This is a genomic window from Paraburkholderia guartelaensis (genome assembly GCF_004353905.1).
GTDB lineage: Bacteria > Pseudomonadota > Gammaproteobacteria > Burkholderiales > Burkholderiaceae > Paraburkholderia > Paraburkholderia guartelaensis.
In genome coordinates this window covers 191,852-212,662 of the sequence record NZ_SMOD01000003.1, presented here as the reverse complement: position 1 = coordinate 212,662, position 20,811 = coordinate 191,852, and the positions used below count along the sequence as shown (strand labels likewise).

21 protein-coding genes and 1 pseudogene are annotated in these 20,811 nt (G+C 59.4%); 6 read left to right on the top strand and 16 right to left on the bottom strand.

The window, feature by feature from the left end; translation table 11 throughout:
* Positions 1 to 62 precede the first annotated feature (62 nt).
* On the top strand, positions 63 to 401 hold the full coding sequence (gene fdxA, locus E1N52_RS05415) for a ferredoxin FdxA (protein WP_133180884.1): 339 nt from the start codon (positions 63 to 65) through the stop codon (positions 399 to 401).
* On the opposite strand, the gene E1N52_RS05410 is transcribed toward fdxA, so the two are convergent.
* Entirely contained in the window at positions 394 to 1,362 is a 969-nt protein-coding gene (locus E1N52_RS05410) for a LysR family transcriptional regulator (RefSeq protein ID WP_133180882.1), read from the bottom strand. The genes fdxA and E1N52_RS05410 overlap by 8 nt on opposite strands.
* Positions 1,363 to 1,477: 115 nt before the next feature.
* On the opposite strand from E1N52_RS05410, the gene E1N52_RS05405 reads away from it, so the two are divergent.
* The gene (locus E1N52_RS05405; protein WP_133180880.1) at positions 1,478 to 2,728 is read left to right on the top strand and encodes an MFS transporter; all 1,251 of its coding nucleotides are present in this window, start codon (positions 1,478 to 1,480) and stop codon (positions 2,726 to 2,728) included.
* A 202-nt stretch (positions 2,729 to 2,930) separates the two neighbouring features.
* A complete protein-coding gene (locus E1N52_RS05400; protein ID WP_133181209.1) occupies positions 2,931 to 3,572 on the top strand; it encodes a cysteine hydrolase family protein in 642 nt (213 codons plus the stop codon).
* A 139-nt stretch (positions 3,573 to 3,711) separates the two neighbouring features.
* Here E1N52_RS05400 and E1N52_RS45760 read toward each other — a convergent pair whose 3' ends face one another.
* From E1N52_RS45760 to E1N52_RS05385, 5 genes and pseudogenes are all read right to left on the bottom strand, one after another.
* Positions 3,712 to 3,849, bottom strand: a complete 138-nt coding sequence (locus E1N52_RS45760) for a glycine zipper domain-containing protein (RefSeq protein WP_484217450.1) — start codon at positions 3,847 to 3,849, stop codon at positions 3,712 to 3,714.
* 201 nt (positions 3,850 to 4,050) lie between these two features.
* Complete coding sequence (locus E1N52_RS44555; RefSeq protein ID WP_205965583.1) at positions 4,051 to 4,302, bottom strand: hypothetical protein; 252 nt, start codon at positions 4,300 to 4,302, stop codon at positions 4,051 to 4,053.
* A 624-nt stretch (positions 4,303 to 4,926) separates the two neighbouring features.
* Positions 4,927 to 5,106, bottom strand: a pseudogene (locus E1N52_RS44790) (DnaJ domain-containing protein); the annotation flags it as partial.
* Between the two features lie 295 nt (positions 5,107 to 5,401).
* Positions 5,402 to 5,797, bottom strand: a complete 396-nt coding sequence (cheY, locus tag E1N52_RS05390) for a chemotaxis response regulator CheY (protein WP_133180877.1) — start codon at positions 5,795 to 5,797, stop codon at positions 5,402 to 5,404.
* Between the two features lie 210 nt (positions 5,798 to 6,007).
* Positions 6,008 to 7,672: an ABC-F family ATP-binding cassette domain-containing protein gene (locus E1N52_RS05385; protein WP_133180875.1), complete on the bottom strand. Its 1,665-nt coding sequence runs from the start codon at positions 7,670 to 7,672 to the stop codon at positions 6,008 to 6,010.
* A 458-nt stretch (positions 7,673 to 8,130) separates the two neighbouring features.
* Here E1N52_RS05385 and E1N52_RS05380 point away from each other — a divergent pair, with 458 nt between their 5' ends.
* Positions 8,131 to 8,445 carry a helicase gene (locus E1N52_RS05380; protein WP_133180873.1) on the top strand — a complete coding sequence of 105 codons (315 nt, stop codon included), beginning with the start codon at positions 8,131 to 8,133 and terminating at the stop codon, positions 8,443 to 8,445.
* 129 nt (positions 8,446 to 8,574) lie between these two features.
* On the opposite strand, the gene E1N52_RS05375 is transcribed toward E1N52_RS05380, so the two are convergent.
* From E1N52_RS05375 to E1N52_RS05350, 5 genes are all read right to left on the bottom strand, one after another.
* Complete coding sequence (locus E1N52_RS05375) at positions 8,575 to 9,219, bottom strand: hypothetical protein (protein WP_133180871.1); 645 nt, start codon at positions 9,217 to 9,219, stop codon at positions 8,575 to 8,577.
* Between the two features lie 305 nt (positions 9,220 to 9,524).
* A complete protein-coding gene (locus E1N52_RS05370; RefSeq protein ID WP_133180870.1) occupies positions 9,525 to 9,896 on the bottom strand; it encodes a translation initiation factor Sui1 in 372 nt (123 codons plus the stop codon).
* Between the two features lie 234 nt (positions 9,897 to 10,130).
* Positions 10,131 to 10,571 carry a nuclear transport factor 2 family protein gene (locus E1N52_RS05365; protein ID WP_425468003.1) on the bottom strand — a complete coding sequence of 147 codons (441 nt, stop codon included), beginning with the start codon at positions 10,569 to 10,571 and terminating at the stop codon, positions 10,131 to 10,133.
* Between the two features lie 769 nt (positions 10,572 to 11,340).
* The gene (locus E1N52_RS05355) at positions 11,341 to 12,525 is read right to left on the bottom strand and encodes an endo-1,4-beta-xylanase (protein ID WP_133180868.1); all 1,185 of its coding nucleotides are present in this window, start codon (positions 12,523 to 12,525) and stop codon (positions 11,341 to 11,343) included.
* Between the two features lie 548 nt (positions 12,526 to 13,073).
* The gene (locus E1N52_RS05350; RefSeq protein ID WP_133180866.1) at positions 13,074 to 14,066 is read right to left on the bottom strand and encodes an NAD(P)H-dependent flavin oxidoreductase; all 993 of its coding nucleotides are present in this window, start codon (positions 14,064 to 14,066) and stop codon (positions 13,074 to 13,076) included.
* Positions 14,067 to 14,305: 239 nt separating this feature from the next.
* Here E1N52_RS05350 and E1N52_RS05345 point away from each other — a divergent pair, with 239 nt between their 5' ends.
* A complete protein-coding gene (locus E1N52_RS05345; RefSeq protein WP_133180864.1) occupies positions 14,306 to 14,788 on the top strand; it encodes a cache domain-containing protein in 483 nt (160 codons plus the stop codon).
* 222 nt (positions 14,789 to 15,010) lie between these two features.
* On the opposite strand, the gene E1N52_RS05340 is transcribed toward E1N52_RS05345, so the two are convergent.
* The 3 genes from E1N52_RS05340 to E1N52_RS05330 all read right to left on the bottom strand — a co-directional run bounded on the left by E1N52_RS05340 (position 15,011) and on the right by E1N52_RS05330 (position 17,503).
* Positions 15,011 to 15,439 (bottom strand): VOC family protein, encoded by a 429-nt coding sequence (locus E1N52_RS05340; protein WP_133180862.1) that lies wholly within the window; start codon positions 15,437 to 15,439, stop codon positions 15,011 to 15,013.
* Between the two features lie 305 nt (positions 15,440 to 15,744).
* A complete protein-coding gene (locus E1N52_RS05335) occupies positions 15,745 to 16,497 on the bottom strand; it encodes a Type 1 glutamine amidotransferase-like domain-containing protein (RefSeq protein ID WP_246088962.1) in 753 nt (250 codons plus the stop codon).
* A gap of 97 nt (positions 16,498 to 16,594) precedes the next feature.
* A complete protein-coding gene (locus E1N52_RS05330) occupies positions 16,595 to 17,503 on the bottom strand; it encodes a LysR substrate-binding domain-containing protein (protein ID WP_133180860.1) in 909 nt (302 codons plus the stop codon).
* A gap of 146 nt (positions 17,504 to 17,649) precedes the next feature.
* On the opposite strand from E1N52_RS05330, the gene E1N52_RS05325 reads away from it, so the two are divergent.
* Positions 17,650 to 18,396 carry an SDR family NAD(P)-dependent oxidoreductase gene (locus E1N52_RS05325; protein WP_133180858.1) on the top strand — a complete coding sequence of 249 codons (747 nt, stop codon included), beginning with the start codon at positions 17,650 to 17,652 and terminating at the stop codon, positions 18,394 to 18,396.
* A gap of 277 nt (positions 18,397 to 18,673) precedes the next feature.
* On the opposite strand, the gene E1N52_RS05320 is transcribed toward E1N52_RS05325, so the two are convergent.
* Both E1N52_RS05320 and E1N52_RS05315 read right to left on the bottom strand, forming a co-directional pair.
* Complete coding sequence (locus E1N52_RS05320) at positions 18,674 to 19,531, bottom strand: MBL fold metallo-hydrolase (protein WP_133180856.1); 858 nt, start codon at positions 19,529 to 19,531, stop codon at positions 18,674 to 18,676.
* Between the two features lie 244 nt (positions 19,532 to 19,775).
* A complete protein-coding gene (locus tag E1N52_RS05315) occupies positions 19,776 to 20,750 on the bottom strand; it encodes an alpha/beta fold hydrolase (RefSeq protein WP_133180854.1) in 975 nt (324 codons plus the stop codon).
* Between the last annotated feature and the right edge of the window lie 61 nt (positions 20,751 to 20,811).

Here is a 20,811-nt window from a genome sequence, read left to right as displayed (position 1 = left end):
CCATGTGATCGGCCTGCGCGACGCGCGGGCCGTCACTCCCCCATTCGCACCCAGGAGGCTCGATGGCCTACGTCGTCACCGAAGCTTGCATCCGCTGTACCTATACCGATTGCGTCGAGGTCTGCCCGACCGACTGCTTTCGTCAAGGCCCGAACTTTCTCGTCATCGATCCCGATGAGTGCATCGATTGCGGCGTTTGTGCACCGGAATGCCCTGTCGACGCCATCGTGCCGGCCGAGGAGATCGAAGAAAGCCAGCGCTCATTCATCGAGCTCAATGCCACTCTTGCAAAGCAATGGCCCACGATAACCCTCAAGCAGGCACCGCATCCCGATGCGGAGGACTGGAAAGCGGTCAGCGCCAAACTTCAATATCTCGAGAGAGAAGCTGTCGTCAGCTAGCGCCCGTCTCGTCTTGCCAGGCGGCCCCGCGAGCATGTATTGCCCCAATCTTTTCTCGATCAGGGTCCATGCACTCCAGGGCGGCGGGCAGTTCCTTTTCGAGCACGGTCATGATGGTCCGGTTCTTTGACGAGATGGGCCGTGTGAACAGCGCGTGGAGATCAAATCCCGGTACGGTGTACTGGGGAAGCAACCGGATCAGCCGACCGCTCGAGATCGCTTGCGCACAAACCGGTTCCTGAAGCACCCCTATGCCAGCGCCTGCCAACAACGACTCGTAGACTGGGCGCCAGTGACTTATGTTGACTACCACCCTGATCTGGGCGGTAACAATGCAATCAGAAGCATCGATCAGGCGAAGGACGCCGTCACCAAATACACCCATGACGCGGATGAACGGGTGATCGATGAGGTCATCGGGAGCTTCCGGCATTGATGTCTTTGCCAGATAGCCTGGTGCGGCGACGAGAACGCGCCGTACGTGACCCACTTGCCGGGCGATGTAACTGCCTTGGCCGAGTTCTCCAAGTCGCAGCGAGATGTCAACGCCTTCGGTGACAGGGTCGACAACCTGGTCGTTAAGAATCAGGTCGATATTCAGCTTCGGGTGCGCGTCGCGTATTGCCATCAAGATGCGTGGCATCACGACTTCACCCAGTCCCTGCGGCGCGGCAATTCGCAATACTCCACGAAGCGACCGATCGCGATCCGATGCAGCCGCACACGCTTCCTCCGCCGCCTCGATGACGTGCTTGCTTCGTTCATAGAAGAGGTTCCCCTCGTCGGTGCACGAAACCGCACGCGTGCTTCGACGAAGCAGCTTCACGCCGAGATGCTCCTCCAGTCGATCGATGCGATCGCTTACGGCGGGTTGCCCGATTCCCAGGTCGCGCGCGGCCCTCGACATGTTGCCGCGTTCCACCACCCGAACAAATACCCGCATCGCCGCCAAGATATCCATGGCGCAAATCCTATCAGTTTCTCCGATAAGTGTTATCGACCGCGAGTGGCTACCGGGGTCACGTGGGCCAACGCTAATGTAGCGATCAACCTCCACTCGCCTACGAAAAGCGCAAATGTCGAAACTCAACCTGAAGCTGTTAGGACCGTGCCTCCTCGCAATCGCAATCGACGCGATGGGTTTCGGCCTGGTCTATCCCATGATGTCGGCCATTTTCAGCGATCCACAGACTGGCATCCTCGCAACCGACACCAGCCCGCAATTGCGCAACTTCTATCTCGGCCTGGGATACGGCATTTATCCATTCTTCATGTTCTTTGGTTCGTCATTGATGGGTGCGCTTTCTGACGGCTACGGCCGTCGAAAGATCCTTCATCTATGTATCTCAGGCCTGGCCGTCAGCTACTTCCTCATGGCAACGGGCGCGCTTTGGCCGAGCGTGTGGATCCTGTTGATCGGCCGAGGGTTGAGCGGGCTGATGGCGGGGTGCCAGGGAATCGCGCAAGCGGCTATCACCGACATGAGCACGCCGCAGAACAAGGCTTACAACATGAGCATCATGTCGCTCGCCTTCAGTGCTGGCGTTATCGTTGGCCCCGTGCTGGGCGGAGTGATGTCCGACCGAACAATCGCGCCGTTCTTCAACTACGGAACGCCGTTCATTCTGGTCGGCACACTTTCCGTGATTTGTGCTGCCTGGACGGCGGCGTCGTACAGGAATACCGTGCCGGCCTGCGGCAAGGCTCACATCGATCTGTTGCTTCCCGTGCGCATCATCTACCAGGCGGCCTTGCACAGAAACGTAGCGTTTCTTTCGGTCGTATTCTTTCTGATGCAGGTGGGTTACGGTCTGTACCTCCAGACGATCATGCTGCTATTGCAGACACAATTCCACTACACCAGCTCACAACTCGGTCTGTTCAGCGGTTTGATCGGCGTGTCCTTCGTGCTCGGGTTGCTGTTCATCGTTCGTCTGATGCTGCGCGTCTGGGGCGTGGTCGACATTGCGAAGACAGGACTGCTGATTGCCGGTGTATCCCAGATCCTCTCGGCACTGTTTCCGCATGAGGTGGTGCTCTGGTGCCTCGCGACGCTGGTTGGCTGTTTCGACATGGTCGCTTACACAACCATGTATACGGCGTTCTCGGACGCGGTCAAGGATGACCGCCAGGGTTGGGCTCTCGGTGTCGCGGGGTCTGTCATGGCAGTCGCCTGGGTCGTTACCGGCTTCCTGACTAACCTCTTACCCGTATTCGGAGAGACAGCGCTTCTCCTCGTCGGTGGGTTCAGCTTTCTACTTAGCTTTTTGATGATGCTTGCCTATGGCCGGAAACGCCCGGCAGCTCGCGCGGAGGTCACCTTTTAACGTAGCCGCCCCCATCAAGTATTATTTCCACGGCAGCGAAGCGTCGTTTTGACAAGGGATGATTCTCCGCGTTCGACGTTCTCCGATTGTGAATGCGTCCCGCGTGTCGAAAGACAGGAGAATTGTGAACGGGGGCGATCGTATCGCCAGCGGATATTGAGTGGGGGCAGCCGTGAATCAGGAAAACGCATTAGATGGCGCGATGGCATCCAGCTCGAGTCCCAGTGGTAGCGGGGACGGCGAGAATTGCGGTGCGTCCACGCGGCATGAGGGTTCGCAGCTTCCGGCAATCGCGCCGGCGCAAACCGCGCTTCTCGTCATGCACTATCAGACCGACATTCTCGGGCTCTTTCCATCAGTCGCGCAGGCCTTGCTTGCCAATACGCGCAAGCTCTGCGACGCGGCGCGGACCAAAGGCGTCAGCGTTTATTTCGCGAACCTCCGCTTCAGTCCAGGCTATCCGGAAGTCAGCGCACTGAACAAGAATGGGCAGGGAATCAAGCAACTCGGTCTCTTTATCGACGACCAGACCTCGCCGGAGTTGGGCCGGCGTGCAGACGAACCGGTCGTCGTTGCACACCGGGCCAGTGTGTTTTTCGGTACCGATTTGCAGGCACGACTTCTCGCACAAGGTATCGACACGCTGATTATGGTCGGCATTGCATCGACCGGCGTTGTGCTGTCATCGGTCGCGTATGCGAGCGACGCGGACTTCCGCCTCTACACGGTCAAGGATTGCTGCTATGACCCAGATCCGGTGGTACATGAGCATCTGTTCTCCACCGCATTCGAGTCGCGCACCGCGGTACTCTCCCTCGCGGACGCCTTGATGCTGCTTGCCTAGACGTTCGACGTCTGCTGTTGGGCATATCTGTACCGGTCCTGGCCGCGTGCGGCCCGATGCGGTAGGCCGTTGCCGCCCCTGAGAGGACCTTCAACTCTCCTGACAGCGGACATTGAACTGTTGCATCATTGGCGCGTGACTATCGACGCGGCATTTTAGAGCCCGCTCCAATTGCACCTCCTACTGCCGCCCCCAAACTTAACCAGAGACCCATACTCTCTCTTGCCGCACCAACTGCAGCGCCGATAGCTAAACCGATTGCGAGCCACCTTCCCATTCTCAGCCTATTTTGCGCGGTTATAGTGCTAGCCACATTAACACGAGTTCGCCGCGCCCAGAGGCATTGTTAGCAATTTAGACATCAAGCACGAACGGCGCAAACTGGCCGATTCTGCGCCCGGAAGAGCCACTACATTCGTTGAACATCCCGCGCACTGGTCGGTCCAGTGCTGGACGAACGCGCAGAGATGTGGAATCTCTATTGGGCGTTGTGTGCGGGGAGTGTTTTGATTAGCCGCTCCTCGTATTCCATTAGTTGAGAAAACGACATTCCGCGAGAAATCGCCGTTTTCTTCGCGAGCCTGAATGTATCGAAAATTTTCAACAGAATTTTAAGGTCGCGGTGAGCGACGGCGCCTTTCGCGATCTGGCCAATTGTTGTCGTTCCCTCATGCCATTGCATGTAGGTCTTCCAATCGGGATCGCGAATTATCCGGTCCAGGTCCGGCACCTGCTTTCTTACTATCGCCGTGAATTCAGCGTCCGGGTCTGTCGGCGTTGGTGCGGGCGGTGCAGGTCGTATCGGCGAGGGATGTACGGACGGTCGTACCGGAGGTTGCGCCGGCGCGGGATTTTCGGCAAGCGGAGTAGGCGTGGGATTCGCAGCAGTCGGGACGGGCGCAGGACTGACGGAAAGCGGTACGGTCGCAGGTACAACGGCAGGCTGTATGGTCGCGGACGCGGGGGCTGACGTGCTCGATACTGGTGCGGCGACCCCGGGGGACGGGTCCTGCGATGGTGTCGCCCATGGTGAATTAATGTTGGCGACCTCGGGAGCGTCGTGCGATGTAGTCGTGTTCAACTCTTCTCGCCATGAAAACCATACGCCGATTGCGAACAGGACAGCACACAGGAGGAGTCTCACCCACACGGGCGGCAAGGCGGACCGCGAGGCGGCGGACCGGGTTGGCGGCGGCGGTGGTGCAGGGCGCGGCTGCGAGGTGGTGGTTGGCGATGGTCTTGGCGGTGCGTGGGTTGCAGCGGAGTCGTCGTCCTTGCGAGCAGCGGCGGCCCTTCGTTGCGCCGCGAGTCTTTCCTCCTTTTCCTGCGCCTCAAGCTCGCGGTCATATTCAGCACGGCGCGTGGGGTCGCCGAGCACGTCGTAGGCTTTATTAATGAGGCGTATGATGCGCTCCGCATCCGGAGCAGGATTTCTGTCCGGGTGGTATTGCTGACTTAGCGCGCGGTATGCGGCCTTGATGACGGCAGGCGGTGCGTTACGCGCGACCTTCAGATTATCGTAGTGCGTCCACATCGGTTACGAGCCTTTCTGCGTTTCCATGATGATCTCCTTCACAGGGAAGGGAGATCCAGTGTGCGCGTCTGCCGGCGGTCGCTGACCGACCCATCTCTGCCGTTCGACGACAGGTCGCCGCTTTGTCTCTTCTTGTAGTGAAGCGGCCATGCGCGTCATCGATCACAACTGCCGTCCTGGGCGGGTGAATTCCGTACCTCTCCCTGCCTACTGATGACGTTGGGCAAGATCTGCTTCGTGCGGTACGGTCTAGACGATGTTACGACGCGTTCGGCCAATACCGGCTTCGTTCATTTCACTTTGCAGTCTTGCCCATTTTCTCGACAATTCGGCTCAGCTTCTCCTCGAGGAGCGACGCGGGGAACGGCTTGACCACGTAGCCGTTCGCACCGGCCTGAGCCGCCGCGATGATGTTTTCCTTCTTCGACTCGGCGGTAACCATCAGCACCGGAAGGTGCGCGAGCCTTGCATCGGCGCGAATCTCCTTCAGCATCTCGAGCCCATTGAGATTCGGCATGTTCCAGTCGGTAATGACAAAATCGAAGGGGCTCGCACGCAGATGCGCAAGCCCCATCAAGCCGTCCTCCGCCTCGTGGACGTTCGTATAACCCAGATCCCTCAACATGGTGCGGACAATCCGGCGCATCGTCGGAAAGTCATCCACCACCATAATTTTCATATTCTTGTTCATGCCGCTCCGCATGTTTCAGCACCGGGAAACCAACCCAGCGTTACGGCAGTCTGGCTCGAAACTTTAGGGTCCGAGTGGACGCCCGCTTCCGGGACGTCATCGTCATTGGAGCGCGCTTGTCCGCACGATTGCTGAACTCCCTGGCGAACGCCCGCGCTGCCCCTCCCATGCAACGCCCGCCGCCCGCCTGGGGGTATCTCAGGCGCTCTTCTACTCTGCGGCAGCCTGCTCGCGCGTGCGACGGGCTTCGTCGCGCAGGAACGCCTGATAATCGTCCAGATCGCCGTCGAAGGGCTCGACGCCCCCCTTGGTGACCAGCCAGAACTCATCACATACGGCGCGAAGCAGGGCCCGGTCGTGGCTGACCAGCATCACCGTGCCTTCGAATTCGTTGAGTGCCATGGCTAGCGCTTCGCGTGTGGCCAGGTCGAGGTGGTTGGTAGGCTCGTCGAGCAGCAGCAGGTTGGGGCGCTGCCACACGATCATGCACAACACGAGCCGCGCCTTTTCGCCGCCGCTCATTGTGCTAACCGCCTGATGGACCGTGTCGCCACTGAAGTTGAACGTACCGAGGAAGGTGCGAAGCGATTGTTCGGTGCCACTCTGGCCGGGGGCGCGCATGTGCGCCGGCGTGTCCCTGGCAAGGCGGATCATGTGTTCCATCGGCGTGTCGAGCGGGCGCAGCACGTCGAGTTCCTGCTGGGCGAAGTAGCCGATATTCAGGCCTTTGCCTTCGCTGATTTCACCGGAAATCGGCGCCAGCGCGTGCGCCACCGTCTTCACCAGCGTCGACTTGCCCTGGCCGTTGGCACCGAGAATGCCGATGCGCTGCCCGGCCAGCACGGAACGGCTGATGCCCCGCACGATGATCGTGGGCGGCGTGCCCGGCAGTGCGCCGGCAGGCGCGGGGTAGCCGAAGCTCGCGTCCAGCATCGACAACAGTGGGTTCGGGACGTTGAGGGGCTCCTTGAACTCGAAGTTGAACTCCGCATCGGCAAGCACCGGTGCGATCTTCTCCATCCGTTCGAGCGCCTTGACGCGACTCTGCGCCTGCTTTGCCTTCGAGGCCTTGGCCTTGAAACGGTCGATGAACTTCTGCAGGTGGGCGATCTTGTCCGCCTGCCTCGCCATTGCGGCCTGCTGCAACTCGAGCTGCTCGGCGCGCATGTCTTCGAACTTGCTGTAGTTGCCGCCATAGCGCACCAGCTTGGCGTTGTCGACGTGCACCGTCACCTGCGTCACCGCGTCGAGGAATTCGCGGTCATGGCTGATCACGACAAGGGTGCCTTGATAGCGCTTGAGCCAGGCTTCCAGCCAGACCAGCGCGTCGAGGTCAAGGTGATTGGTTGGCTCGTCGAGCAGCAACAGGTCGGACGGGCACATCAGCGCGCGCGCCAGTTGCAGCCGCATGCGCCAGCCGCCGGAGAAACTGTTGACCGGCTGGTCGAGCTGCGCAGCAGTGAAGCCAAGGCCCAGGATCAGCGCCTGGGCACGTGCGGGGGCGTCGTGTGCGCCGGCGTCGTGCAGCGCCATGTAGGCGTGCGCCATGCGCATGCCGTCGTCGCTGGCCTCGGCGGCGGCGACTTCGGCCTGCGCGGCCAACAGCACGGTGTCACCCTCGACGACGAAGTCAGTCGCGCCCTGCTCGGTCTCCGGCATCTCCTGCGCGACCTGGCCCATCCTCCATGCAGCTGGAATCGAGAACTCGCCGCTGTCTTCGTGCAGCGTGCCATTGAGCAGGCCGAAGAAGGACGACTTGCCGGCGCCATTGCGGCCGACAAGACCAATCTTTTCGCCGGGGGTGAAGGTGACGGATGCGCGATCGAGCACGACATTAACGCCGCGGCGCAGCGTGAGATTACGGACAGAGATCATAAGAAGCTACTTCGGAGTGGACAGGCATGATAGCCGACCGGACGTGCAGATCTGTCTCATTTCTGAGCCACGTGCGCTTTGAACGTCCGCAACTGGCAGGACAGCACCCTACGACCCGGCGCGATATTCGTCTGGAGCGCGACCCTCATGCCCGGGGCACAACCCGACTCATTGCAGATGGTCCGTCCGCGCTACTGCGAACGCCTATGTTACGCAGGGACTGTCTCGCGACACCGTTACCGGCTGTACGCAAATTTTGCTCGACCATCATCCGAACCGGTGATGCCAGAATTGATTAGCAATCCAAGCCGAGATCTCTAGCACCACATCTGCATCACAGTGTAACCCGTTGCATTGTCATCTCTTGACGATGAACGATCGAAGCAGCGGCGCCAGGTTGCTCAGGGTAGCCGCTTACCCCCGCTGTTAGAATAGCGGCCTTTTTCTGGGAGAGACAAATGTCCTGGTTTATCTATGAGGTGCCCGAATACAATGAAGACGGGGCGCGCATTGAACCCTACAGCGACCTGCGTAGCCGCGTCATGAAAGTCAGTGGGCAGGCAATGGCTGACGAACTGGAAAGCGTCCGCGAAAACGCCGCAACGACGGCGGACACGCCCACCCGCCCGCTACGTGCTGCAGAAAATCCTCACGTATTCCCGATTCCCTATGCCGACTCCATGATCCTCGTCGGGTTCATCTTCGAACTGGAGCGTGAGTCCCGACAATTGGTGGTGTCACCTGTGGAAATGCCCTGGCTGAAAGGCGCATAGAGAACGCGACGAGCGAATCTGGCCCTGGTGCCGAACGCGGAAGCTCAATGAAGCGCCGATCTCTGCCGGCGCGCCCTGAACTTCGAATACGGTAGTTTGTGCACGAGCAACGGGGCTCGCAGAACTCGCCTAATTTTTGATATTTTCCTCGCAATCCTTCCAGTAGCGCAGCGGATCGCCGTGTTGTGGGTAACGTGAACTGAGCCACAGTGACAGCCGGCCCCAATCCGGATGATGGGCACCCGTTTTCGCTGACCAGATTGACGATCTCTCAAGAATCTGGCCGTTTCCTCGATCACGGACAACCAGGCTGCCCAACCCGCTTGAACTGTTCGCCTGCGACTCAACCAGATACCTGGGAAGAATCCGGAGTTCAGCGTCCTCGGCCCAGCCAAAAAGGGCGCGGACCACGCCAGTGGAATCGCGCAACTCTATGGGGCCAGTTTGCGGACGAACGGCAGTCCATCCCTCAGGAAATTCGGCGACAACCTTGCTTCCCTCCTCCCGTACCCACCTCACGCGCCATGCGCGCACCATCGCCTCGCGCAAGGCGGATATCGACGCGTATCCAGCAGGCAATGCGATCGCTAGCGGGAGCGTAATGAGGTTGTCTTTCCAGAGTTTGGCTTCGTCGTCGATGCGCCTGGTCTCGGTGAACGTCCCTGCGTCGAATGGGTTCTCGGGCCGACTCGACACGGTTGCGTTCGAGGCGGGAAGCCCCTCGAAGAGTCGTTCAGCATCAAGACGCGTGAGTTTCGTCTTTCCCTTCTTCATTTGCCCCTCTTCAGCATGATTGATGTCTCGCGAATATCCTGACCCCGACAGCCGAAGTCACACGTGTTTGAACGGGCGGGTGATCCTGTCTGGCGCTATCCGCTAGTTCGCAGCGAGGCCGGAGCGTAGCGCGCGGCTTGTGTCGTCATCCGTACGCCCAAAGAGTGGTGGGATCAATCCATGGTGGATTGGATGACAGTGACGGGCAGCGCTCGTTTGCGAGATGACGTTCCCGATAGACGATATTGGCGTGTTACCGCCCGAGCGTGGTCGATTGCGCTTTTTGCCTGCGCCAACCGAAGGAATTAGCCCCCGGCGCGCTTCACCCGATGACCGGATTTTTTGAGCTCTTCGATAATACGGTCACAATGGTCGCCTTGCACTTCAATCATGCCATCCTTGACCGTTCCACCCGAGCCGCAGGCGGCGCGCAATTGTTTGCCCAGCGAGGCCAGGGCAACGGGGTCGAGCGCCAATCCTCTCACGACCGTCACGCTCTTCCCGCCCCGACCTTTGGTCTCGCGAACTACTCGAGCGACGCTGTCCCCTGCTGGTTGTGTCCTGGCAATCGTCTTGCATATACATTCTGCGACCGTGCGCCGGCATTCGGGACACATCCGCCCGCCGTCTGTGGAGTAAACGAGGCCACCCTGCGAACTGCTCTTGACGATAGGCATACACAAAGACACAAAGACCAGCAATCTGCGAGTTTAGCAGGTTGCGTTTGCTGCTCCTGACTGCGTTCTATATCTTTTTTAATGTCTGGGTTCGACCCGATGCGGTCCTTTAAACTGGCGCGACTCCGATGGCTGCTTATCGACCCACAAGAGACATCGGTCGCGGCAAACAGGCGGTCAGTCAGTCTGCATCGCTGATGTTCAACCTCGCCGACGCTGCGACACTGACGTTTATCACCGTGCCTTGTTCGCCCGGGAATTCAAGGCTGGAGCCAGTGTCAAGAATCCAACCCATCCCCAATACACACGGTGATGGCGGATGAGACCACGCTCGATATCCATCACCTCGACGAGGTCGACCTGATCGCCATCTGGCGTTTCACGCGGATACTCCCACGTCAATTGCCGGCCATTGGAAAAGAACGTGCCCGTACGGTACCAACGGCCGAGTCCGTTGCCTGCATCCCGAAGGCCGGCAGCAAAGAATGAGCCGATGGCGGTTTTTCCCTTAAGGACACCACGATCGTGATCCTTGAGGACGGCAAGAATAAGCGGAGTTTCAAGAATAGCGTCATCGTCGTAGAGCGCCATCACGCCATCGAGATCTCGCTGCAAGACGCAAGCGTGCCACTGTTCGTAGATGTGTCGAATTTCGGCATCGGTATTTCCGCACATGATCATTCCCTCGACTATGGATCAATGGTCGCAGTCTACGGCTGGATCGACGCCTGATGCTTCGATCCGTGTCGAAACATGCCGACCGTTCCGATGCTATCGTGATGCCGAGCCTGGAGATCGACACATGGATATTCAGCCGAATACGGCATCTACCGCCCACCTGATTGCGGATCCGACACGAGCAGCTATGCTCATGGCGCTCACGGACGGTCGCGCCCGCCCTGCTGACGAATTGGCGCTTACGGTACGGGTATCAGCGCAGACAGCCAGCTCGCGCCATGATGGGCGCTGACGTTGGTAGATGGTGGCAACACATCGATTCGATCGCATTGGCGGACAAGTTCGGTGTTCCTCCGCCGAGAGAGCCACGAGTCGAGCCGTGGGGGCTAACCGTAGCCTACGTCTTCGATCCCTCTGGCGTCCTGTGGCACTTCGCAGAAGAAACAAGGTCGGATGAAAATAAAGCCTGAAGCTCCCATAGCTGGCTCGATTTCCCATTTTTCCTCACTGACGACCGCGTTCTGTTCGAAGCTCTCTCGCCGCAATATGACGGATGCCTGGACACCGGCGGAAAGATCGTGGTCTATCAATTTCGCCATCCTTACTATGAGGAAATTGGAGAGCCAACGTTCATCGGATGATCGGGATGCAAGAAACCGCCACAGCGGACTCAACGATGGATATGGGGCGCCGTGTTTCTCCAGCAGACCGACTTCGGGCGCGGCGGCTGGCTCAAGCGGATCGCGTCGAGGCGTGGCGAACAGCCTTACGGCTGCCACGACGAATCGGCTATTGCCCAGAACGCGGCTTTCGGTTTCAGGTTCGCGTCGAATAGCAGCGGCAGATTGGTACGCGGCACCGGTATCGAGGTCAGCCACGTGTGCTTGTCCGAATAGCCCCAGAAGGTGACGGCCTTGATGCTTGGCTCGTGCTCGAACAGATCGAACACCGCGCGATACCGCTGCGCCTGCGCACGCATCACGTCGTTCGGCACCGGCTGGCCGAGATCGGGCAAACACGCAGGCGGATGGCTCCAGCATGCGCCCGGGTCGCTGTAGAGACTGACATCGAGTTCCGTCACCTGGTTTTCGAGTCCGAGGGCGGCGACGTCGTCGAAAGCCTGCTTCATATTTTGCAGCGGCGGCCAGTTGATGCTGATATGCATTTGATGCCCGACGCCATCGATCGGCACGCCCTGAGCACGCAAATCGCGTATCACGGAGAGCAGCTTCGCGCGCTTGGCCGCATCGTCCGTGCTGTACTCGTTGATATAGAGCTTGACGTCAGGGTCAGCCGCACGCGCGGCGCGGAACGCAATGGCAATGTAGTCCTTGCCGAGCGCGCGATACCACGGGCTGTCTTCGCGATAGACCTGATGCGGGTCGTCGCTGATGACTTCGTTCACGACGTCCCATGCATAGACCTTACCGCGAAAATGCGTGACGACATCGGTCACATAGCGTTGGAGCCGTGCCGCGACGATATCGTGGTAATGCGGATCTTTGGCGTCGCCTGCAAAGAACCAGTCCGGCGCCTCGGTCCATTCGCCGCTCCTGTAATGCCACACCAGCGTGTGCCCACGCACGGCCAGGCCATGCGCCTGCGCGAACGCCACGATCTGGTCGGCCGGCGCGAAGTTGTACTCACCTGCGGCCACGCCTATCGTGCCCGGTTTCATTTTGTTCTCGGCGGTTAGGCTCGAGAACTGGACGGCCAGCAGCGCGGCGTCGGCGGGACTGTCGATGGAATCGGGTTCAATTGCCGCGCCTACCTTGAAATGCGCGGCCATCACGCTTTTCAGTTGCGGCACTGCCTGCGTGGGAGCGGCTGCGAGCGGCAATCCATCGCGGGTGGCAGCCGTTTGGTTGTGCGCGCAACCTGCGATCGACGCGATCGTGAGCAATGTGATGCCTGCGTACAGTGCACGCACGGCGATCCCCGATGGACGCATTCCCGTCTCCTTATAGTGGTGTGCCTGGCCAGAAAGCATGTTTGCGTACCATGCAACGTTACCGGTAACGTCGTGGGATGTTAAACACCGGACTTCAAGGTTGCCATGCGGGGTTTACCTGACGCACGCGAGGTACAGCGACGGGCTTTAACGAGAACGTATGAGGAGGCGGGGAGAGGCCGGGCTGAGAGACCAAAGAGTCATCCCATCCCGGCTGTGAGAGGCGAAACAATGGTTTATTTTTCTGACCGTTGCAATTGATCTCAACGTCCACGGGCGAGCCAGCTGTCTACACGGGGCGCTATTACCAGACTGCCACGCTGTTACTAAACGGCATGGTGCTCATTGCGGGAGGCTACACCGGGCTGGCCTCATACGAAGCGTTTTGCGTCGAGCGAACCGGGGCGGCCTGCGGTCTTCCATGATCCAGCATGAAGGCAGAAAGCTCGCGGACAAGCACCCCGGTGGCCGTTTACGGTCGCAGTCGAGTCATTAAGACGCAAGTCACCAGCTGCCGTTGATGGCCGAGGGCGACACATCGGCAGCAATTAATTTGAGGCAGTTGATGCTCGCCGCGCTTTGTACGACGAATACCCGAGAATCGCATCCATTTCCCTGACGACATTTGCGACGATCGTCCCGGCCGGCAGTACCTCGCGGATCAACGCCGCCGACTCGCCGGCGATCACGGCCGCCAGGTCGTACTGCCTTGTGGCGCGCGCTTCCATATAGCGCGGATGCTCGACGTGCAACTGCTGCAACAGCTCGCGCTCGCGTCCGGCCCACTTCTCCGAAAACGCGTTGCGCAACACGCGCCCCGTGTACGGTGCCGGCCAGACGTTGTTGCGCGCCATGTCGAACAGGATGCCGCGCACGGTTTCCTCGCCGCCCCTGCATTCGACGATGCGCCGCTTCGCTTCGTCGTCACCGCTCGCTTCTTCGCTCGCGTAGAAGCGCGTGCCCATCAGGATGCCGGACACGCCAAGCGCGATGGCCGCTGCGAAACCGCGGCCATCCGCGATTCCGCCGGCCGCCACCACGGGCACGCGATCGCCGACGGCGTCGACGACTGCGGGAACGAGTGAGATCGTGCTGCAAGCGATACCATGACCGCCGCCTTCGGCGCCTTGCGCGACGACGATATCGGCGCCGCAATCGACAGCCTCGCGGGCCATCGCCGCCGTTTGAACCTGGCAGATGGCGAGAATGCCGGCAAGCTTCGTTGTCTCGATGTGCGCGCTCGCGTCGCCGAACGAAAACATGATCGCGGCCGGTGCATGCTCGATGGCGACGTCGAGCAGGTGCGGCTGCCGCGACAGGCTCCATGTGATGAAACCTACGCCGACCTGCGCGCCGCAAGCGGCGGCGAACTGCTTGCGCAACCACGCCTCGTCGCCGTAGCCTCCGCCGATGAGGCCGAATCCGCCCGCCTTCGTCACGGCCGCAGCGAGCTTGCCGTCTGCCACCAGATCCATCGGTGCGAGCAGCACCGGATGGTCCACACCGAGTTGCTTCGCCAGCCGCTCGTATCGCTCGAACATCGCCGTCTCCCGCAGTGATGACCCTTTGATCCCGTGCCCCAGCCTTTGCACCAATACTGGAGCATGATGGGCCGCACCGGAAATGATTTGTTTTAGTACCGCTCGATTAGGTAGCCCGTATGCCGGGCGGCGCGCACTTTCATGGTATTGCGGCTTTCCTGGCTATCAATCAGGCTAGCCAGAAATTCCCGGCGTCAGTCGCGCACACGGGCACACTGTCCACCGCTGGAGGTGATGTCATGAAAATGAAAGCGTTCTTGCTCGGTCTCTTGCTTTTTTCGGGCTTGCCCGGCACCGCATCATTTGCTCAGTCGTCTCCTCCCCCATCCGAGCAGGCGAGACAAGTCGAAGCGCTAGTCAACAAAGCCGCCGCGTTGATCGACAGTAAAGGCAAGGCAGCTTTTCCCGAGTTCAGAGTAAAGGACTCGGAGTGGTTGCACGGTGACACATATGTGTTCGTATACGACCTTGAGTCGAATGTCTTGTTGAATACGGGCATCCCAGCGCGCGAGGGGACGAAGGTCAGCGGTCAGAAAGATGTCAATGGCAAGTTGTTTCACGACGCCATGATTCAGACGGCCAAGACCAGTGGATCGGGATGGGTCGACTACATGTCCCCGAAACCTGGACAGACCCAGCCATCGCAGAAATGGACCTACGTGAAGGCCGTGACGATCGATGGAGTTCCTGGTCTGGTGGGTTCGGGATTCTATCCCTGGTAGCCCCTTTGGGTTCAACACGACCCAACGCGGGCACGAGTAAGGGGACCATTGGTCCGGCATGGCCGAACCAGGACGCAGTCGGCAGAGTTCGACCCGTTGCAGCCACCAGGTCCGCAAGGACGGCGAGGCCTGTTCTCAGCACTTCATCAGCCACTCACCGGGGAAGCGAGTGCTGCTCGGCGGCCAAATCAGTCGCACGCGGGACTGCCACAGCGAGCGCCATCATTTCTCTTGCCGCATTGATGGCGTAAAGGTGATTCCTACCAGCAATCCTTCTGGCCCGATGAAGCGACTGACGGTCTGGCCCCACGGCTCATTCCGGTTGCTGACCAGCATCCGATACCCTCGCGATTCAAGTTCTGCCGTAGCCGCTTCGACGTTGTCGACATCAAACTCAATCCAGGCTTGCGGGATCGGTACGTCACGAGGCCACGAATCCGTGCCGAAGCACGACTGAGCGGCCTGGGAGAGCGGCCACAAGGCGAAAGTGTTTGCGCCTTGCAGACTCTCCGTATGGAGGTAGCCGCCGTTCTCTTCCTTGAAGGGAATACCGAAGGCCCGACTGTAGAGTTCGCGGCTTGCCTGGGCCTCAATGACGATCGGGCCGAAGCCTGCGACGAACAAGGCCTTGGCTTTTGGGATCTTTTCCATGGTTTCTCCTTTGCCGCGAATGAGCGGCGCCATGAGAAACGAATATGTTCCCCCGCGCCCGTCGAACTGATGTGGCGGCCGGCATTCAGGTAGCGCGGAGCATGGATGAGTGTAGGCTAGTTTCGAGTTGCCGACACGCATCCCCACGCGGCAGCGAACGGCGATCGGGTTGGTTCGGCAGCGCTCGCGACATCGACTGTGTGTGTCACGTCAAAGCGTACTGCTGACGCTCGATTGTCCCTTTCCGACTTTGGTCGAGCGGCCGTAGATGGCGGCGGATTCAACCGGTCATGCGCAACGGCACGTCACGGGCCAACGATCTCGCTCCGCGTGCTGTCCATTACAAAAACCTCGCCGTCTTTCAAGGTTTTATATGGCATTTGGTGGCGCTCATAGAATGCGACCTCCTCACCGACCGCTTCCGACTCGGGATGATCGGATTGAAAGTGCACGACGAGGGAAAACGGCAAGATTCCGAGCCCGTCCCAGACCACGGCCGGATCGTATCCCGGAGGAACTTCGATGGGGTCGCTGACGTGATCGAGTGCGCGCAGCGTGCTCGACGCGATCACTACTGCTGCACTGAAACCCGAGTAGACGATCCTGTCACGTGCCAGCAAATCCGCTATCGCGACGTCGAATCCGCTCTGCTTCATCGCCCTGCGAAGTATGAATGCGTTCCCACCGTTGACCCATACCGCGTCGAACTGCTCGAGTGTCTCGCCTATGCGGCTAGTTGTTCCGAAGAACTGCCGAAGATCGAGTTCTTGCACCGTGAACCCTAGTGCTCGAAGTTTTGTTGCCTGACTCTCCAGCCATTGCGCGCGCGCTGCTTCGCGATGATCAAGTGCGTTGACGACGATTGCTGCTCGCAATTGACCGCCGACCAAGCCGACGAGTTGTTCTGGTTTGGCGCCCACATCGAAGGATGAAAGATACATGCGCACAGCGAAGTCTCCAGCGGATTCAAATTGTTTTTGGATTGCCCACGAATTGGAATACCTCGTCGGATGTCGCTTGCTGGCCGACTGTGTCCCACGATCAAGCGCGACGGTCAACTCGCATCGTCCTTGATGCGAGAGGCATAGCTCGACCCGTTGCAGTCATGCCGACTGGTGGCCAGAATGTCCGCTGTTCGGCCTTTAGAGGACGCTTTCAGGCCTCGTCGACGAGGAAGTTGCGCAACGATTCCACCATGATGGCAGCAAGCCGTTCTGTTGGAGCCGTTTGAATTGCTGTGTTGCGCACGAGAACTAGCGGCAGGGATGGCAGTGGCGGAAGCCCAAGAGAAGATGCGTCGAGTACGCGCACATTAGCACCGAAACCGTATCGCGTGCGGACAGTCAGACCGAGACCGGCAGCTACTGCCGCAGACAGCCCCGCCAGGCTCTGGCTCGTGAATGTCACGCGCCACCGAATGTTCCGGGCGTCGAGCGCCGCGATTGCCTCACTGAAGAACCGGCATGGACGATCGAATGCCACCAGCGGTACTGGATCATTGCTGTCTGCGTGCCACGGGAATGCCTTCGAACCGATCCAGCACATAGGCGGTTCCACGATCTGCTCGACGTGCGTCTTCGCACGTCGAGCAGCTTCGAGCGAGCCCGCGCTTCCCCAGAGCAGCGCCAGGTCAAGCTCGTTTGAGTCAACGCGCTGAAGAAGCTCGGCGTTGCCCGCTACCCGTGCGCTAATCCGAACTTTGGGATGCTGGCGCGCGAACCGGCCGAGCACGTCCGGAAGTATCGTCTCGCCGAACTCCTCCTGAAGTCCCAGTCGCACCGAGCCGTCCAGGCAGGCACTACGGATTGCCATACCGGCCTCGTCGTTGAGGTCAATTAACCGGCGCGCGAAGCTGAACATCGCTTCGCCTTCTTCGGTCAACGCCAGGTTTCGCCCTGATTTCCTGAAGAGAGCGGTTCCGGCCTGCGCCTCGAGCTTCTTGATCTGTGCGCTTACCGCCGACGTTGAAAGCGCAACCCGATTCGCCGCCTTTGCAAAGCTTCCAAGTTCCACGCCGGTGACAAAGGTGCGTAGTGCTGCAATGTCGAAATTGGTCCGGGACACTTCGAATGATCCTTTTTTTTCGAACGATTATCAGAAAAATTTTGATATTCGGGACGATGATGCTGCGAAACAATGACGTCGTCAAATCGATGGCGAAGATCGAAGCGAACTCGCGTGATCTATCAATCAAAACGTAAGGATCGAAGATGTCAGATGAATTCCGCGGCAAAACAGCGATTGTGACGGGGGGCGGCACAGGTATTGGAAGGGCAATCAGCGTGGCGCTGGCAAAGAGAGGGGCTGCCGTGGCGGTGATCTATTCACAAAGCGAACAGGAGGCGCTGGAGACCAGGGAGTCGATTACCGGAAGCGGTGGCCGGGCCATTGCGCTGAAAGCGGATGTCGCAGACGACTCTGCGGTGCAAGTGATGACACGCGCTGTAGCTGACGCTTTTGATGGGATTGACTACTTGATAAATAACGCTGGGATTACGCGACAGCTTCGCTTTGATGACCTCGATGCGATATCTGACGACATTTGGGATTCGCTCGTCGCCGTCAATGTAAAGGGCACGTTTCATTGCTGCCGTTCAGCGGCACCTTACCTCAGAAAGAGGCCTGGCAGTGCCATCGTGAACATCGGCAGTATCGCTGGCGAAACCGGATACGGGTCTTCACTTCCGTATGCAGTATCCAAGTCAGCAGTTCACGGACTCACAAAAGCACTCGCTCGTGCACTGGCTCCAGCGATTCGGGTCAATTGCGTGGCGCCAGGGGCAGTCGCAACAAGATGGTGGGCAGGAAATGAGGAAAAAATGCGAATGCTCGCGGGAAGTCTAGCGTTACAACGCGTCTCCACACCTGAGGACATTGCCGAAACAGCCTTGATGCTGCTTAAAGCAGAATCAATGACAGGACAGGTTATAAAAGTGGAAAATGGTCAAACGCTGTGAACCCCGGGCAACTTTGCTCGATGAACGGTGGCGATAGTCGCTTCCTGGCCGCCTCCCGACCGACGATGCCGCTCCTTCACCTCGCCGACTGCCGGCGGTTGTTGTCGCGCTCGGCCGATATGTAGCAGAACTATGCGATGCCGGAAGTGTAGATTGTCGGCAATTCAAGCATCTACGTCAGCCGTCCGTTTATGGCCGACTCTTGCCACCTCATTGCGGGGCCGGAATCAGCGAGGATTCGAAGCGCCTCATGCTGGAACGAGCTATTCCAGCGACTTCAACTATTTCGCATGCGTGCAACTAATGCGACCAAGCGAGCACTCATTTCCTTGGCCGGCAAGTGTGCGAGCCAGCCGTGACCAGGAAGCAGCCATTCGAAACGATACACGGCCAGCTTGCCGAGCGATTCGGTGAGCTCGGTCCATGAGTACCAGCACGCGTCCCTGAATGCGACGAGGTCCTGCTCGCGTGGGCTCCAGGCAAGCGAATCACCCGAGAAGAGAATGCGATCGTCGAGGAGATACACGACGCTACCCCGAGTGTGACCGGGAACGGGGACTGCCTGTACGCCGGCCGCAATGGTCGGCGCCGACACGTCGTCGAGTAGATCCGTTGCATAGGGGGCAGCCGAGCTGTCCTCGCGGTGAATCCAGACGCGCGCGCCGAATCGACGCGCGTATTTGTCCGCGTCTGCGACGTCGTCACGATGCGACAAAAGAATGTGTGCGATGCCACCGGCGTCGTCGAACCATTTAACGAGCTCCGCCGCATAGCGCGGTGAGTCGATCAGCAGATTGCCGTCCGCGCGAGAGGCAAAATAAGAATGTGCGCCAAACGATGAGCGTGAGTTGAATCCGCAGCGCCACACGCCTGGTGTGATCTGCTGTGGAAAGATCGCCGCGTTCGGACGAAGCTGCTTCGTTTCGCTGCGTACCGATGCTGTCGGGCATACGAACACCGCCCGCCAGGCAGCAAGCTGTTCTTCCGGCGTGCCGGGCTGGCGAACGAAGACACTTTTGTCGTTTCGCTCGACGATCAGCCCAGGCGCGACATGACGCGATGCACCGCAATTGATGCATGCTGTGTCGATATACCACTCTCCAGGCGCGGAGTCGGTATTGCGTGGTGGCTTCATTCGATGCTCGGGTCCTGACAACGCATGGCAACCTCACAGTTCCATCATAGACCTTTCAACCACTAAGACACGACCGGAGCAACGGGAGGAAGTCGGAGCCGTGAGCTTTGTAGCACTTCACCTCTTGACCAACCGTTATTGCACGTTATTTGGGCCGCCGGCGAAGGCGCCAGATCGACCCGGGACGGCCAATGCTCACCCTTGAGCGAACGGCCGATACAGATCTGCATGCGGTCAACGGCTCCTAAAGGTTGCGCAGAAACTCGATTACGGCGGTGTTGACGAGGTCCGGGGCCTCTTGTTGCAGCCAGTGACCCGCTCGCTTAATGATTTGAGAATCTCGCAGGTTGGGCACGAGCTTGCGCATGTCGCCGATGATTTCGCGCATGCCCGGAATCGCCAGCCCGGTGTCGTATTCCCCGACCAGGTAAAGGGCGGGAGTTTGGACCGGGAGGCCGTTGAAGGCGGCCTGCAATTCCCAGTTACGGTCGAGATTGCGGTAATAGTTCAGCCCGCCGCGAAACCCCGACGCCTTGTATGCCCGCACAAAAGCGTCGAAGTCGGCCTTATCGAGCCATGTGGGTGGCGACGCAGGTTCGGGCAGAGCGCCGAGGAGTCCCGCCTGCCTCGCAACGAGTCCAAAAGGATTGGGTGTTTTCTGGTCGCGCGGGCCGGCGTCCCCTGATGCCCAGAAATAAAGCTTACGCAGTGTAGCGGCAACGTCGAGCTCGAGTTCGCTCTCGGCTTGCCCGGGTTGAGAGAAGTAATGCGTGTAAAACCACGCTTGTTCAGTTTGCGGAAATATCCGGCTCGGCGAGATCGGGGCTCGGCCCATCATGGGAACCCCGAGCGCCACGACAGCGCGAAAGCGGTCGGGGCGCAACAGCGCGGCCTGCCACGCAATGGTTGCGCCCCAGTCATTTCCCACCACGACAGCATTTTTCTCTCCGAGCGCGTCCATGATGCCCACCAGGTCACCGATGATGTCGAGCGTCGTATACCGCCCTGGTTCAATCGGACAATCGCTGAGTCCGAAGCCCCGCAGATCCGGTGCGACTGCGCGAAAGCCCGCATTCGATAAGCCCATCAATTGGTGTCGCCACGCGTACGACGTCTCAGGAAACCCATGAAGAAGCAGGACTAGCGGCCCCGCTCCCTGGGTGGCGACGCTCAGGCGGACGCCATTGGTTTCGATGAAGGACTGAGTAAATGCGTACACGATCGCGCTCCGATGGTTGCGTTAAGTCACGCGAAATCGTAACATCAAATGTCACGAATAA

Bases quoted from the DNA above. Each gene is read 5' to 3' on its own strand.
- E1N52_RS05385 (WP_133180875.1), bottom strand. From the start codon at position 7,672: ATGATCTCTGTCCGTAATCTCACGCTGCGCCGCGGCGTTAATGTCGTG.
- E1N52_RS05380 (WP_133180873.1), top strand. From the start codon at position 8,131: ATGTCCTGGTTTATCTATGAGGTGCCCGAATACAATGAAGACGGGGCG.
- E1N52_RS05350 (WP_133180866.1), bottom strand. From the start codon at position 14,066: ATGTTCGAGCGATACGAGCGGCTGGCGAAGCAACTCGGTGTGGACCAT.
- E1N52_RS05320 (WP_133180856.1), bottom strand. From the start codon at position 19,531: ATGAAGCCACCACGCAATACCGACTCCGCGCCTGGAGAGTGGTATATC.
- E1N52_RS05365 (WP_425468003.1), bottom strand. From the start codon at position 10,571: ATGTGCGGAAATACCGATGCCGAAATTCGACACATCTACGAACAGTGG.
- cheY (WP_133180877.1), bottom strand. From the start codon at position 5,797: ATGAACAAGAATATGAAAATTATGGTGGTGGATGACTTTCCGACGATG.
- E1N52_RS05345 (WP_133180864.1), top strand. From the start codon at position 14,306: ATGAAAATGAAAGCGTTCTTGCTCGGTCTCTTGCTTTTTTCGGGCTTG.
- E1N52_RS05370 (WP_133180870.1), bottom strand. From the start codon at position 9,896: ATGCCTATCGTCAAGAGCAGTTCGCAGGGTGGCCTCGTTTACTCCACA.
- E1N52_RS05340 (WP_133180862.1), bottom strand. From the start codon at position 15,439: ATGGAAAAGATCCCAAAAGCCAAGGCCTTGTTCGTCGCAGGCTTCGGC.
- fdxA (WP_133180884.1), top strand. From the start codon at position 63: ATGGCCTACGTCGTCACCGAAGCTTGCATCCGCTGTACCTATACCGAT.
- E1N52_RS05375 (WP_133180871.1), bottom strand. From the start codon at position 9,219: ATGAAGAAGGGAAAGACGAAACTCACGCGTCTTGATGCTGAACGACTC.
- E1N52_RS05405 (WP_133180880.1), top strand. From the start codon at position 1,478: ATGTCGAAACTCAACCTGAAGCTGTTAGGACCGTGCCTCCTCGCAATC.
- E1N52_RS45760 (WP_484217450.1), bottom strand. From the start codon at position 3,849: ATGGGAAGGTGGCTCGCAATCGGTTTAGCTATCGGCGCTGCAGTTGGT.
- E1N52_RS05400 (WP_133181209.1), top strand. From the start codon at position 2,931: ATGGCATCCAGCTCGAGTCCCAGTGGTAGCGGGGACGGCGAGAATTGC.
- E1N52_RS05355 (WP_133180868.1), bottom strand. From the start codon at position 12,525: ATGCGTCCATCGGGGATCGCCGTGCGTGCACTGTACGCAGGCATCACA.
- E1N52_RS05325 (WP_133180858.1), top strand. From the start codon at position 17,650: ATGTCAGATGAATTCCGCGGCAAAACAGCGATTGTGACGGGGGGCGGC.
- E1N52_RS05410 (WP_133180882.1), bottom strand. From the start codon at position 1,362: ATGGATATCTTGGCGGCGATGCGGGTATTTGTTCGGGTGGTGGAACGC.